Origin of the sequence: Jiangella mangrovi, from assembly GCF_014204975.1 — a bacterium.
In the GTDB taxonomy this organism is placed as follows: domain Bacteria; phylum Actinomycetota; class Actinomycetes; order Jiangellales; family Jiangellaceae; genus Jiangella; species Jiangella mangrovi.
The window spans coordinates 6,743,425-6,756,316 of record NZ_JACHMM010000001.1 but is presented as its reverse complement, the minus strand read 5'-3'; the positions used below and the strand labels follow the sequence as shown (position 1 = coordinate 6,756,316).

At 72.7% G+C, this 12,892-nt stretch carries 13 protein-coding genes; 8 read left to right on the top strand and 5 right to left on the bottom strand.

All coding sequences use genetic code 11. The features are described 5' to 3' along the window. Window positions 1–44: 44 nt before the first annotated feature. On the bottom strand, window positions 45–1,130 hold the full coding sequence (locus HD601_RS31225) for a Gfo/Idh/MocA family oxidoreductase (protein WP_184828666.1): 1,086 nt from the start codon (window positions 1,128–1,130) through the stop codon (window positions 45–47). Beyond that, the gene (locus HD601_RS31220) at window positions 1,127–1,948 is read right to left on the bottom strand and encodes an amidohydrolase family protein (RefSeq protein ID WP_184828664.1); all 822 of its coding nucleotides are present in this window, start codon (window positions 1,946–1,948) and stop codon (window positions 1,127–1,129) included. Before HD601_RS31220 ends, HD601_RS31225 begins: the two co-directional genes overlap by 4 nt. Before the next feature lie 68 nt (window positions 1,949–2,016). On the opposite strand from HD601_RS31220, the gene HD601_RS31215 reads away from it, so the two are divergent. Continuing rightward, window positions 2,017–3,039, top strand: coding sequence for a LacI family DNA-binding transcriptional regulator (locus tag HD601_RS31215; RefSeq protein ID WP_184828662.1), 1,023 nt, complete (start codon window positions 2,017–2,019; stop codon window positions 3,037–3,039). A 16-nt stretch (window positions 3,040–3,055) separates the two neighbouring features. On the opposite strand, the gene HD601_RS31210 is transcribed toward HD601_RS31215, so the two are convergent. Further along, on the bottom strand, window positions 3,056–4,240 hold the full coding sequence (locus HD601_RS31210) for an enolase C-terminal domain-like protein (protein ID WP_184828660.1): 1,185 nt from the start codon (window positions 4,238–4,240) through the stop codon (window positions 3,056–3,058). A gap of 158 nt (window positions 4,241–4,398) precedes the next feature. Between HD601_RS31210 and HD601_RS31205 the strand changes: the two genes are divergently transcribed. The 5 genes from HD601_RS31205 to HD601_RS31185 all read left to right on the top strand — a co-directional run bounded on the left by HD601_RS31205 (window position 4,399) and on the right by HD601_RS31185 (window position 8,080). Continuing rightward, entirely contained in the window at window positions 4,399–5,043 is a 645-nt protein-coding gene (locus tag HD601_RS31205) for an RraA family protein (RefSeq protein WP_184828658.1), read from the top strand. Then, window positions 5,040–5,822: an SDR family oxidoreductase gene (locus HD601_RS31200; protein WP_184828656.1), complete on the top strand. Its 783-nt coding sequence runs from the start codon at window positions 5,040–5,042 to the stop codon at window positions 5,820–5,822. Before HD601_RS31205 ends, HD601_RS31200 begins: the two co-directional genes overlap by 4 nt. 37 nt (window positions 5,823–5,859) lie before the next feature. Next, window positions 5,860–6,786 (top strand): aldose epimerase family protein, encoded by a 927-nt coding sequence (locus tag HD601_RS31195; RefSeq protein WP_184828654.1) that lies wholly within the window; start codon window positions 5,860–5,862, stop codon window positions 6,784–6,786. A gap of 10 nt (window positions 6,787–6,796) precedes the next feature. Continuing rightward, complete coding sequence (locus HD601_RS31190; RefSeq protein ID WP_184828652.1) at window positions 6,797–7,744, top strand: DNA polymerase domain-containing protein; 948 nt, start codon at window positions 6,797–6,799, stop codon at window positions 7,742–7,744. Window positions 7,745–7,876: 132 nt separating this feature from the next. Continuing rightward, complete coding sequence (locus HD601_RS31185) at window positions 7,877–8,080, top strand: cold-shock protein (RefSeq protein ID WP_184828650.1); 204 nt, start codon at window positions 7,877–7,879, stop codon at window positions 8,078–8,080. A gap of 27 nt (window positions 8,081–8,107) precedes the next feature. On the opposite strand, the gene tsrT is transcribed toward HD601_RS31185, so the two are convergent. Beyond that, on the bottom strand, window positions 8,108–9,766 hold the full coding sequence (gene tsrT / locus HD601_RS31180) for a tryptophan 2-C-methyltransferase (RefSeq protein WP_184828648.1): 1,659 nt from the start codon (window positions 9,764–9,766) through the stop codon (window positions 8,108–8,110). A gap of 179 nt (window positions 9,767–9,945) precedes the next feature. Here tsrT and HD601_RS31175 point away from each other — a divergent pair, with 179 nt between their 5' ends. Beyond that, window positions 9,946–10,254 carry a helix-turn-helix domain-containing protein gene (locus tag HD601_RS31175; RefSeq protein ID WP_221441466.1) on the top strand — a complete coding sequence of 103 codons (309 nt, stop codon included), beginning with the start codon at window positions 9,946–9,948 and terminating at the stop codon, window positions 10,252–10,254. Here the strand turns inward: HD601_RS31175 and HD601_RS31170 are convergent. Then, window positions 10,157–11,590 carry a tryptophanase gene (locus HD601_RS31170; protein ID WP_221441465.1) on the bottom strand — a complete coding sequence of 478 codons (1,434 nt, stop codon included), beginning with the start codon at window positions 11,588–11,590 and terminating at the stop codon, window positions 10,157–10,159. The two genes, HD601_RS31175 and HD601_RS31170, sit on opposite strands and share 98 nt — an antisense overlap. Window positions 11,591–11,884: 294 nt before the next feature. Here HD601_RS31170 and HD601_RS31165 point away from each other — a divergent pair, with 294 nt between their 5' ends. Further along, on the top strand, window positions 11,885–12,865 hold the full coding sequence (locus HD601_RS31165; RefSeq protein WP_184828646.1) for an AraC family transcriptional regulator: 981 nt from the start codon (window positions 11,885–11,887) through the stop codon (window positions 12,863–12,865). The last annotated feature ends 27 nt before the right edge of the window (window positions 12,866–12,892 follow it).

Below are 12,892 nucleotides of genomic sequence, written 5' to 3'. Positions count from 1 at the left end.
ATCAACTCGGGTACGGGTACGGGTGCGGGCGTCAGGTGCGGGCGTTACGTCGGGCGCAGGTGCTGGGCCTCGCCGGTCTGCTGGGACCGGTAGAGGGCTTCCACGAGCTCGAGAGTGCCGACGTTGTCGCGGGCCGACGTGACCGGCTCGGGACCGCCGGCGGCGTGGGCGAGCAGCGCGAGCATCGGCCCGGCGAACGCGTCCGGGATCCAGCGCCGGGTCACCGGGTAGGGCACCCAGCCGTCGGTGCCGAGGACGTCGCTGTGCAGCTCCAGCGTGTCGGGGCGGCCGTGCGGGTAGTCGTACAGCAGCCCGAGCGTGCCGCGGATGACGCCGTCGCTCCCGTCCACCTGGAAGGTGGCCGACGGGGCCGCGCGGGTCGTGTTGTGGTCGGCGATCACCAGCGCGCGGACGCCCTCGGCGAACAGGTAGGCCGTCACGGTGCTGGTCTCGGCCACCGCGCGCTGGCCGGGCGCCCGGCCGGCGGCGCAGAAGACGGCATCCGGCTCGCCCAGGAACCAGCGGACGACGTCGTGGTAGTGGATCGAGTGGTACGAGACCTCCAGCCGCGGCGAGTCCAGCAGCCACGGCCAGGGCGACCAGTCGGTGTGGATGCGCACCTCGAACGTCACCGAGTGCACCCGGCCGACCCAGCCGCGCGCCACCATGGCGTGCGCCGCGGCGATGCCCTCGTCGTACCGGAGCTGCTGGTTCACCGTCAGCACCAGGCCCAACGAGGACGCCAGCGATACCAGCCGCCGCCCGGTCGCGGGGTCCGGCGCGAGCGGCTTCTGCGCCAGCACGTGCCGGCCGGACCGCAGCGCCCGCTCGACCAGCGGCGGCTGCGCGGGGCCCGGCACGGCGACGTCGACCACCTCGACGGCGTCGTCGGCGAGCAGCTCGTCCACGTCGGCGTAGACGCGGGGGACGCCGTGCCGGGCGGCCACCGTCCGGGCGCGGTCCGGGTCGAGGTCAGTGAGCCCGGCGACGTCGAGGCCGGCGGCCCGGTAGGCGGGCAGGTGGCCGACGTCGACGATGGCGCCCGCGCCCACGACGGCGATCGGCTTGGCCGACCCGGGGGCCAGGGCGGGCCGGACCTCGGCGGCGACGGCGGCGAGCTCGTGGATCACGAGGACAACCCGTAGAACCGCCGCGCCGTCCCCGCCCGCAGGTGCGCCGCGACGGCCGGGCCGTACCCGTCGACGACCTCGACGAGCGACGACCAGACGGGGTCGAACCCACCGGCCAGCTCCGCGATCGGCCAGTCGCTGCCGAGCATCAGGCGCTCCGGCCCGAACGCCTCGAGCGCGTGGTCGACCCAGGGGCGCAGGTCGGTGCCGGGCGCGGGGTACAGGCCGGACACCTTCGCGAACACGTTCGGGTTCGCCGCGGCGGCCGCCATCAGCTCGCGCCACGGTCCGGCGTCGCCCTCGAACGGCGGCTTCGCCAGGTGGTCGATGACGACGCGTAGCTCCGGCAGCCGCTCGCTCAGGACCAGCAGCACCTCGAGGTGCCGAGGGAGGACGGCGACCAGGTCGAACGGCACGTCCGCCCGCTCCAGTAGCCGCAGCCCGTCGACGACGGACGGCTGCAGCAGCCAGTCCGGGTCGGCGCGGTCGTGGATGAGGTTGCGGATGCCGGCGAACCCCGGCCGGACCGCCAGCTCGGCCAGCCGGTCCGCCGCCCGCGCCGGGTCCTCCAGCGGCACGTACCCGACGATGCCGAGGACCGCCGGGAACCCCGCCGCGACGGCGAACATCGCGTCGGTGTCCTCGTCGCTGTCGGCCGACTGCACCAGCACGGTCCCGTCGATGCCGTGCCGCTCGAGGTGCGGGGTCAGGTGCTCCGGCCCGTAGTGGCGGTGGATGACGGTGTCGCCCGGATCCATCCACGGGTAGGCCACGGCCGCCGGGTCCCAGAAGTGCTGGTGCGCGTCGATCAGAGCCATGAGGATCCCTGCTGTTCGGGGGCGTGTGAGCACGCGGAAACGTCCTGGTGGCGCGCTACCGTACAGGCATGGTCACGCTGAGCGACATAGCGCGCGAGGCCGGGGTCTCGGTGTCGGTCGCCTCGCGTGTGCTCAACCGCGACGCGACCCTGCGCATCCGCGAGACCACCCGCGAGCGCGTCGTAGAGGTGGCCCGCCGCCTCGACTACGCGCCCAACCACCGCGCCCGGTCGCTGCGCCTGGCCCGCACCGGCGCCATCGCGTTCGTCGTGCCCGAGGTCAACAACGCGATCTTCGCCGAGGTCGTGCGCGGCGTCGAGGACGGCGCCGACGAGCTCGGCCTCGACGTCCTCATGGGCAGCGGCACGCGGCTCGACCCCGGCACCGGGTTCCTCGAGCGGCTGGACTCCCAGCGCCGCGTCGACGGCTTCCTCATCCAGCCGCTCGACACCGCGGGTCCCGGCGACGTCTTCGCCGGCCGCAACGCCCCCGAGGTCTGGCTCAACACGTTCCGCCCCGACGGCTCGGTCTACCTCGACAACGCCGCCGGCGCGCGCGTCGCCGTCGAGCACCTGCTGGCGCTCGGGCACACCCGCATCGGCCTGGTCGGCGGGCGCGACGGCAGCTACACCGCCCGCGAGCGCAGGGCCGGCTACATCGAGACCCTCAAAGAGGCCGGGCAGGTGCCGCGGCCGGAGTGGGCGACGGCGTACGGCTACAGCGCCGCCGAGGGCCGGCGGGCCGGGCTCGACCTGCTGGGCGACGACGGCGGCAGCCCCGGCCCGGGCGGTGAGCGGCCGACGGCGCTGCTGGTGGCCAACGTCAACGCCGCCATCGGGGTCCTGGGGGCCGCCCGCGAGCTGGACGTGGCGGTGCCGGGCGATGTCTCCGTCGTGGCGCTGCACGACGTCTGGTTCGCCGAGTACTCCGAGCCCGGGCTCACCGTCGTGCGGCTGCCGCTCTACGAGATGGGCTACCACGGCATCCACGACCTGCATCGGCGGGTGAGCGGCGAGCCGGCCGGCGCGCGGCGCATCGTCGACCCCGCGCCCCGGCTGGTCGTGCGGGGGAGCACCGCCCCCGCCGCCTGAGCGCGAGCGCCCACCGTCAGTACATCCCCATGTAGCGCGGCTCGGACCGCTCGAACTCGCCGTGGAAGACGAGGTCGCCCTCGCGCTCGTTCAGCCGCTCGAGGTGGCGCAGCTTGTCCTCGTCGATCTCGACGCCGAGCCCGGGACCGTCGGGCACCCGGAAGCAGCCGTCCTCGTAGGGCAGCATCTCGGCCAGCACGTCGTCGGTCTGGTGGTGGTAGTGCGAGTCGATGGCGTACGGCAGCACCGGCAGCGCGGCCGCCAGCTGCAGGTAGAGCGCCGTCGAGATGCCCGCCTCGCCTCCGGAGTGGAAGCCGATGCCGACCTGGAACGTCAGACACGTGGCCGCGGCCCGCCAGACGTTCGTGATGCCGCCCCAGTCCTGCACGTCGAGCAGCTGCACGTCGATGGCGTGGTCGCGGATCGCCACCGGCAGCTCGTCGAGCTGCACCGAGCACATGTTGGTGGCGAACGGGATGCGCACGTCGCGGCGGGCCCGGCTCATGCCCTCGATGCCCCACACCGGGTCCTCGTAGAACTCCAGGTCGAGGTCCTCGAACTTCCGGCCCATGCGGATCGCGGTCTCGACCGACCAGAGGTTGTTCGGGTCGAAGCGCAGCTTGTGCTCGGGGAACGCCTCGCGCAGCGCCGCCGTCGTGCGGAACTCCTCCTCGGGCTCGTACACGCCGCCCTTCATCTTGATGGTGCGCACGCCGGTGCGCTCGACCAGCTCCTGGGTGTAGCCGACGATCTCCTCGGCGGTCCGTTCGCCGCCCACGCCGCCGGCGCCGGGGAGCCGGTAGAACACGTAGGCGATGGTGGGGATGCGCTCGCGCATGGTGCCTCCGAGCAGCTGCGAGACCGGCCGGTTCACGGCCTTGCCCATGATGTCGTAGCAGCAGGTCTCGAGGCCCTGGATCGCGTACTTGCCGGTGTTGCCGTGGTAGCGCGGCACGTACCAGAAGTGCTTGAGGATCTTCGCGGTGTCGAACGGGTCCTGGCCGACGTAGAACTCCTTGAGCTGCTCGAGCATGAGCAGCGTGGAGTCGCCGCCGCAGGTCTCGCCGATGCCCTCGATGCCCTCGTCGGTCTGCATGCGGATGACGATGCGCGTCCACGACCGGTTGATCCCGCCGGCCCAGAGCATGGGCGCTTCCAGCGGGATGTTCACCTTGTGGAACTGAACGCCGGTGATCTTCACGTCGCACCCCATCGGTCGGACGGCTCTCGTGGGCTGGAACGCTATTGACTCCGTGCCTGGCCGTCAAGACTGAAAAATCGATTGCTATCTGGACAAACGCCGGTTGCTCGTATTGGATCGAGACGACATCACGTCCCCACCACGAGCGGAGAACGGGCATGGACGAGGTCCTGCCGGAGTGGTCGTCGGCACTGGCCAGCGACGCCCTCGACGAGCTGGGCGCGCGCGGCCGGGTGCTCGACGCCGGGCTGCGCCCGCTGGTCCAGGGGACGGTGCTCGCCGGGCCGGTGCTGACGGTCCGGGTCGAGACCACCGAGACCGTCGCCGACCCCGACGACCCCTACCGCGGCGAGATCCGGGCGGTCGGCGCGCTGCGGCCGGGGCACGTCCCGCTGTACGTCGCGCCCGGCGACAACCGCGCGGCGCTGTGGGGCGAGCTGTTCTCGCACGCCGCGCTGGCCATGGGCGCCGCCGGGGCCATCGTCGACGGCTGCGTCCGCGACACCCGCCAGGTCCGTGCGCTCGGCTTCCCGGTGTTCGCCCGCGGCACGTCGCCGCTGGACACCCTTGCGCGGGCGAGCGTCTGCGAGGTCGGCGGCCTGGTGCATGTAGGCGATGTCGAGGTCACGAGCGGCGACTTCGTGGTGGCCGACGACGACGGTGTCGTCGTGATCCCCGCCGGGCTGCTCCCCGAGGTCCGCGCGGTCGTCGAGGCGCGCCGCCGGGACGAGGCCGGCGCCCGGGCCGACCTCGGCGCCGGACGCACGCTGGCCGCCGTCTGGCAGACGTGGGGCGCGCTGTGATCTCCGCGGTCGTCACCGGCGCCGCGAAGGGCCTCGGCGCCGCCGTCGCCGCCCGGCTGGCCGGCGCTGGCACGCACGTCGTCGCCGTCGACGTCGACGCGGACGGGCTGGACCGTCTGGCCGCCGCCCTGCCCGTCCCCATCGGCACCGTCGTCGGCGGCGTCGAGGACCCCGCGACGCACGAGCGGGCCGCCGGTCTCGCCGCGGCCACGGCGCCGCTGACCTGGTGGGTCAACAACGCCGGCATCGACGTCCAGGCCGCCGCGCACGAGGTGACGCCCGAGCAGCTGAGCGCCGCGCTCGGCGTCCTGCAGTTCGGCCCGATGTACGGCACCTGCACGGCGGTCCGGCACATGCTGCCGCTGCGCCGGGGCGTCATCGTCAACGTGTCGTCGATCCAGGCGTTCGCGCACTGGCCGCGCTACTTCGCCTACGGCGCGGCCAAGGCGGCCGTCGTCGCGATGTCGCGCAGCGTCGCCGTCGACTACGCGCCGTACGGCATTCGTTGCGTATCCGTCCTGCCCGGCTCGATCGACACGCCGATGCTGCGGTCCACGTTCCCGCCGGGCGCGGACGTCGCGGCCGAGCTGCGCCGCGAGGGCGAGGTGTCGCCCACCGGCCGGGTCGCCGAGCCGGACGAGGTCGCCGCCGTCGTCGCGTTCCTGCTCTCCGACGACGCGTCGTACGTCAGCGGCACCGAGGTCGTCGTCGACGGCGCCACCACCGCCCGCGGCCATCCCGCACCCGCGCTCCCACTGGACCCGGCCCGGCTACAGTGACCTCGCCGGCCGCGCGACGCCGGCGCGAGGAGAGCCTGTGGACACCACATCCGGCACGGCACGGCGAGCCACGCACGTGCTCGAGCTCGGCACCACCCGCGCGGTCGTCTCCGAGTACGCGGCCGCGCTGCGGTCGCTGACGGTCGGCGGCACCGAGCTGATCGAGCCGCACGTCACCGACGGCCCGCCGCCGCTGGCCGCCGGGGCCGTCCTCGTGCCCTGGCCCAACCGGGTCGACGGCGGACGCTGGATGCTGGGCGGCGTCGAGCAGCAGCTCGACATCACCGAGCCCGAGGCGGGGCACGCGGTGCACGGCCTGCTCCTGCGCACCCGGTACACCCGCGGCTCCTGCACCGCCGCGTCGGTCACGCTGGCCGCACCCGTCGCGCCGCAACCGGGCTACCCGTTCACCCTCGAGACCTCCGTCGAGTACGAGCTCACGCCCGACGGCGTCATCGTGCGGCACCGGCTGCGCAACGCCGGCGCCGACACCGCCCCCGTCGCCCTGGGCACGCACCCGTACCTGCGCATCGGCGACGTCCCGGCCCGCGACCTCACGCTCACCGTCCCGGCCGGGCGCGCGTTCCGCATCGACGACCGCTTCATCCCCACCGGCACCTACGACGTCACCGGCACCGACGACGACCTGCGCGGCGGCGTCCCGGTCGGCGACGCCCCCGGCCACGCCTGCTTCACCGACCTCGCCGTCAGCGGCGGCGTCATCACCAGCGCGCTGCGGGCGCCCGACGGCCGATCGGTCGAGCTCTGGCAGGAGCCGGCCTTCGGCTATGTGCAGATGTGGGTCACCGACTCCTTCCCGGGTCCCGGCGGCCCCGCCGACGCCGTCGCCGTCGAGCCCATGACCGCCCCGCCCAACGCGCTGCGCACCGGCGAGGCGCTGCGCTGGCTGCTGCCCGATGAGACCTGGACACTGACCTGGGGTCTGCGCCTCACCGGGGGATAGGTTGGTCGTCATGAGCGCCGACGAGGAACGCGACGGTGTCCCGCTGACCCACCTCGACCAGGCGCTGTCCGACGGCGACGACGCCACCAAGCGCGACCTCGTCGACTACCTCGACGCCGTGCACCAGCGGATCCTGCCCGGGCTCGAGGGCCGGCCGCTGTCGGTGATCCGGGTCCGGCCCGGCCAGCCCGGCTTCATGCAGAAGAACCTCCCCAAGTACGCGCCGTCGTGGATCCCGACCGTCAGCACCTGGGCGCAGGCCTCCAAGCGCGAGGTGGCGTACGCGCTGTGCAACGACCGCCGCACGCTGCTGTGGTTCGCCAACCAGCGCGCCGTCGAGTACCACCCGACGCTGGTCAAGGCCGACGCCTGGGACGTGCCGACGCACCTCATCATGGACATCGACCCGCCCGAGGGCGAGCCGTTCGCCGTCGCCGCGGCCGCCGCCCACCTGGTCCGCCGGGCGCTCGAGAACGACGGTCTGACCGGCGCGGTCAAGACCAGCGGCTCCAAGGGCGTGCACATCTTCGTGCCGCTGGAGCCGCAGTCGCCCGAGGACGTCGCCGCCGCCACGCGTGCGCTGGCCGCGCGGGCCGAGCGGCTGGACCCGGCGCTGGCCACCACCGCGTACATCAAGGAGGACCGCGAGGGGAAGGTGTTCCTCGACTCCACCCGGGCCGGCGGCGCCACCGTCGTCGCCGCGTACAGTCCGCGGCTGCGGCCGGGCCTGCCGGTGTCGTTCCCGGTGGGCTGGGACCGCCTCGACTCCGTCAGTCCGGGCGACTTCACCGTCCACACCGCTCCGGGCCTGCTCGGCGACGACGATCCCTGGGCGGCGGCCATGCCCGCGCCCCAGCGACTCCCCGCCGATCTCGTCGACGAGGGGCACACCATTCCCATCGCCCGGGTCGTCGCCATGCACGAAGGCAAGCGGCGCGCCCGGGCGCGGGAGAAATGACGGCTCATCGGCGCGTGCTAGGGTCTGCGACGGTTGAACAGCGGTGTCCGGACGTCGGCGACGACCACCGCGGCAACCCGGGACCGGCCGACGTGGCCGGGGCCGGCATTCCACGAAGAGGAGCAACACAGCATGCCCCAGGGCACCGTCAAGTGGTTCAACGGCGAGAAGGGCTTCGGCTTCATCGAGCAGGACGGTGGCGGCGCGGACGTCTTCGTCCACTACTCCGCCATCAACTCCAACGGCTTCCGTACGCTCGAGGACAACGCGCGGGTCGAGTTCGACATCACGCAGGGCCAGAAGGGCCCGCAGGCCGAGAACGTCCGCACCATCTGAGCGTCGAGACACCGTCCCGGCGTGTGATCACGCCGGGACGGTGTCGCCCATGATCTGCCCGCGCAGCGGCCAGTGGGACCAGAACGCGCCCTTGTAACCCAGCTCGGTGAGCTTGAGCAGGAACGGGTTGTCCGCGTAGTTGTTGTCCTCCGGTGTCAGGCCGGGGGCCGTTGGCAGCATCACCCGGGGCCGGTCGTGCTCCGGCACCCAGTCCCACAGCAGGGCCAGGCTGGTCAGCCAGCGGTCGCCCGGATGCGTGTTGAGGGCGCCGTCGGGCAGCGCTGGCGAGAAGTAGTACACCGGGCGGAAGCCGCCCATCGGGTCGAACATGAACTGCCGCTCGTACTCGACCCGGCTGTGGCACTGCTCCAGCGTGGACAGCAGGATCGGCGCCGTCGCCGTGTTCGACTGCACACCGGCGACGGAGCGGGTGCCGCCGCTGCGGGCGGCGAGGTCCTGGCCCAGCGGCGAGTACGGGAACGCCCGCAGGCCCAGCGTGAACCCGACGACGGTGGCGTCCAGTGCCATCAGCCCGTCCACGCAGTCCTTCATGGTCTGCTCGGTCTCGCCGGGCATGCCGAGCAGCGCCTCGACCATGGTCAGCATGCCGTACCGTCGTGCCAGGTCACAGAGCTTCTCGGTGTCGGCGTGGGTGTAGAAGCGGGTGCCGCGGCCGGTCACCTTCCAGCCGTCGAGCACGTCGTCGCGGACGTGGTCGGGCGCGACGTTGATGCCCGCGCAGCCGGCCTCGGCCAGCAGCGCGGCGTACTCCTCGTCGAACGGCGCCGGCTGGACGTAGATCCACAACCGCAGGTCGTGCAGCGGCGACGACCCGTCGGCCCGCTTGCGCCGGACGATCTCGCGCAGCACCGCCTTGCTGTGGGCGATGTTGAGGTTGAACTCGCTGTCGGTGGTGTGCAGGTCGTGCACGCCCTGGGAGGTCAGCAGCTCCATCTCGTCGACGACGGCGGCCTCGGCGCGACGGGCGAACCGGTTGCCCTTGGCGTCGGGCTCGACGCAGTGCGCGCAGGCGAACGTGCAGCCGTTCTTCGTGAGGATGTTGCCCAGCCCGCCGCGGCGGTAGTAGGCGAGGTTGTCGACCTTGTGCCGCGCCCCTGAGCGGCGCGTGTACGCCGTCGCCCGGTTCACCAGCTCGACCCGGCCGTCGGCCAGCAGCGAGGTGCGGTGCGGGATCTGCCGCACGTCGCCTTTGCCGAGGTTGATGATCAGCCCGGGCACCTTGGCCGGCGAGTCGTCCTTGGCCAGCATCGTCGCCAGCTCCGTCACCGTCGCCTCGCCGGGGCCCTTGACGCCGTAGTCGATGCCGAACCAGTCGACCAGGGCGAACGGCATGGACGAGAAGCCCACCCCGCCACCGACGATCGGCGCCGTCGTCCAGCGCTGGATCTCGCGCACAATGTCGCGGTGTTGGTCCAGGAAGACGCGCTGCTCCTGGGGATAGATCGTGTCGGTGTTCCGGAACGTCACGCCGACCAGCAGCGGGCGGCGCTCGCCGAAGAAGCCCGCCACCTCCGACCGCCACCGGTCGCGCACCAGTGTCAGGTCGAGCACGTCCACCTCGAAGCCGGCCGCCTCGAGCGACGTGGTGAGGATGTCCAGTGCATACGGCGTGATGGGCGGGTGCACCAGGTTCGGGTTCACCAATGTCACGAGCGGTCTACTCACCGCGCCTCCCCGGGGATGGAGTCGATCATCCAGCCTCGCAGCCGGGAGGGTCCTTGGGGAGGGGGCCGTTTTCCGGGGCGCCGGGACCGCCGTTGCTGGCCTGCGGCGATTCGCGAAGTGGACAGGAGTCTTCGCGTTCTGTCCTGGTAGTGGCCAGGCGTGTTGATCACGCTCGAAGGGTGAAGACGATCGTTCACCGGAACGGATCGGCAGCCTCCGAGGCGCCCATAGGGACCGTGATCCGCCGTGCCCGCAGCCGGCTCGGCTACAGCCAGTACGGCATCGCCGACGAGCTGGCGCGGGTCTCCGGCAACGGCTCGCTGACCCGCGACGAGGTGGCTCGCTGGGAGCGCGGCAAGCGGATCCCCGGCCCGTACTGGCGGCAGTGGATCAGCGCGGTGCTGGAGGTCCGTTCGTCCGAGCTCGAGGCGGCGGCTCGCCAGGCCCGGCGGGCCCGCGCGGCGAGGTCGGCGCGAGCACGGCCGTGAAGTGGCGTAGTGACCCGGTCTGCTCCACGACGCGGTAGCCGGGGATCTCCGCCGCCTTCGCCACCACGGTGGCCGCCGTCTCGGCGACGTACTCGAGATGGCTCTTCGTGTAGACCCGGCGGGGGAGGCAGAAGCGGACCAGCTCGCGCGGAGCGGGCAGGTCGTCGCCGCCGGCCGGGTCGGGCCGGCCGAACACCAGCGTCCCCAGCTCGGTCACCCGCACGGCCCCGGCCAGGTACAGCTCGTTGGCCAGCGCCGTCGCCGGGAACTGGTGCGCCGGCACGTGCGGCAGCAGCTGCGCGGCGTCGACGTAGACGGCGTGGCAGCCGGTGGGCTGCAGCACCGGCAGGCCGGCCTCGGCCAGCCGGTCGCCGAACCAGCGCGCGGTCTGCGCGCGGTAGCGCAGGTACGCAGGCTCCGTCACCTCACGCAGCCCCTGGGCCAGCGCGTCCAGGTCGCGTCCTGCCAGTCCGCCGTACGTCGGGAACCCCTCGACGGCGATCAGGTGGTCGCGGCAGCGGCGGGCGAGCTCGGGGTCGCGCAGCGCGATGAGGCCGCCGATGTTCGCGATGCCGTCCTTCTTCAGACTGGCCCAGCAGCCGTCGGCCAGGGCGAACACCTCGCGCGCGACGTCGCGCGGCGCCCGGCCGGCGTGCGCGGGGTCGCGCTCGGTGATGAGGTAGGCGTTCTCGGCGAACCGCGAGGCGTCCAGCAGCAGGGCCACACCGTGCGCGGTGCACAGCTCGCGCGCGGCGGCCACGTTGTCCAGCGACACCGGCTGCCCGCCCCCGGCGTTGTTCGTGACGGTGAGGACCACGCACCGCACGCCGGCGCCGTCGGGACCCTCGAGCAGCCGCCGCAGCGCCGGCACCGAGATGTCCCCGCCGAACGGGGCCGGCGCGGGCTCCTCGGACGGGAGGTCGACGGCGGTGGCGCCGGCCGCCTCGACGCTCGCCCGGGTCGTGTCGAAGTGGGTGTTGGCGACGGAGACGTCGCCGGGGCGCAGCAGCCGGCCGAGCAGGATGCGCTCGGCGGCGCGACCCTGGTGCACCGGGATGACCTGCTCGTAGCCGGTGAGCTCGCGCACCACGGCCTCGAACCGCTCGTACGACCGCGCGCCGGCGTAGGACTCGTCGCCGTCGAGCAGAGCCGCCCATTGCGCCGACGACATCGCACTCGTCCCGGAGTCGGTGAGCAGGTCGATGGTGATCGCGCGCGCCGGGACGCGGAACAGGTTGAAACCCGCGTCGCCGAGCGCCCGGCGGCGCTCTGCCGCGGTGGGGAACGGGATCGGCTCGACGGCCTTGATGCGGAACGGCTCCATGAACGCCGGCACCAGCGCACTCCCTCCGCTCGAACGGCAGGTGCGGTCCAGTGTGGGCGAGCCGGACGGCCCGCGGGCAGGGGCCAGTTCAGCTCGCGGGACGAGACTGTGACGCTGGCGGCGGTTTTGTGACACTCGCCAGGGGTGACGGGTCGTGACGCGAGTATTAGCCTCGGATTGATCTTGTAGTCGACTGACGTGCTAGGCAACGGTGCGGTGCCGTGGAATGCTGCTCTCCAAGCGCGGGGGTGAGGGTTGCTCATCGCTCCGATCCGAGGGGGAGCGTGTCCGCAGGGGAGAACCGCCATGACGACCATGCCGCTCGACCGATATCCGGTGTTCCGGTCACATGAGCTGGACCACGCCCGAGAGGTGGTCGGCCGCGTCTTCACGCCGCACCGCCTGGACCTGATCGGCCGGTCGACCGAGCTCGACGCCCGGATGAACACCCGGCGCATCGACCGCATCTCGGCCAACTACATCACCTACGGCGGCGACGTCGTCATCGAGCCCGGCGAGCTGGGCTCGTTCTTCGTCGTCCAGGTGCCGCTCACCGGGCACAGCCTGATCTTCTACGGCAACGAGGAGCTGCTGTCCACGCCGGACACCGCCTCGGTCATCTCGCCCACCGTCCCGCTGACCCAGCGCTGGTCGCCCGACTGCTCACAACTGATCCTGCGCCTGGAGCGGTCCGCGCTCGAGGCGCACCTGCGCGACATGATCGGGGCGTCGCTGCCCGGACCGGTCCAGTTCGAGCTGGGCATGGACGTCAGCGCCGGCCCCGGACGCAGCTGGCTCTCGGTCTTCCGGCTGCTGGTCGAAGAGCTGGACCGTCCCGGCCACAGCATTCTCAACCAGCAGGTCGTGGCATCGGAGTACGAGGACTGGCTCATGACGGGACTGCTGCTGTCGCAGCCGCACAACTACACCGCCATGCTCGACGACACCACCCGCTCGCCGGTGCCGCACCGTGCCGTCACCATCGCCCGCGAACTGATCGAGAGCCACCCGGAGTGGCGGCACACGGTGACGAGCCTGGCCAGGGAGGCGCAGGTCAGCGTCCGCGCGCTGCAGCTCGGGTTCCGCCAGCACCTCGGCACGACGCCGCGGGCCTACCTCACCCACGTGCGCATGCAGCGCGCCCACGAGGAGCTGCTCGCGGCCCAGCGCGACACCACCACCGTCAACGCGGTGGTCGAGCGCTGGGGCCTCGGCCATCCGGGCCGGTTCGCCCGGTCCTACTTCGCCAGGTACGGCGAACTGCCGTCGGAGACCCTGGCCCGGTGAACGGGCGCGGCGCCGCGACGCGGACAC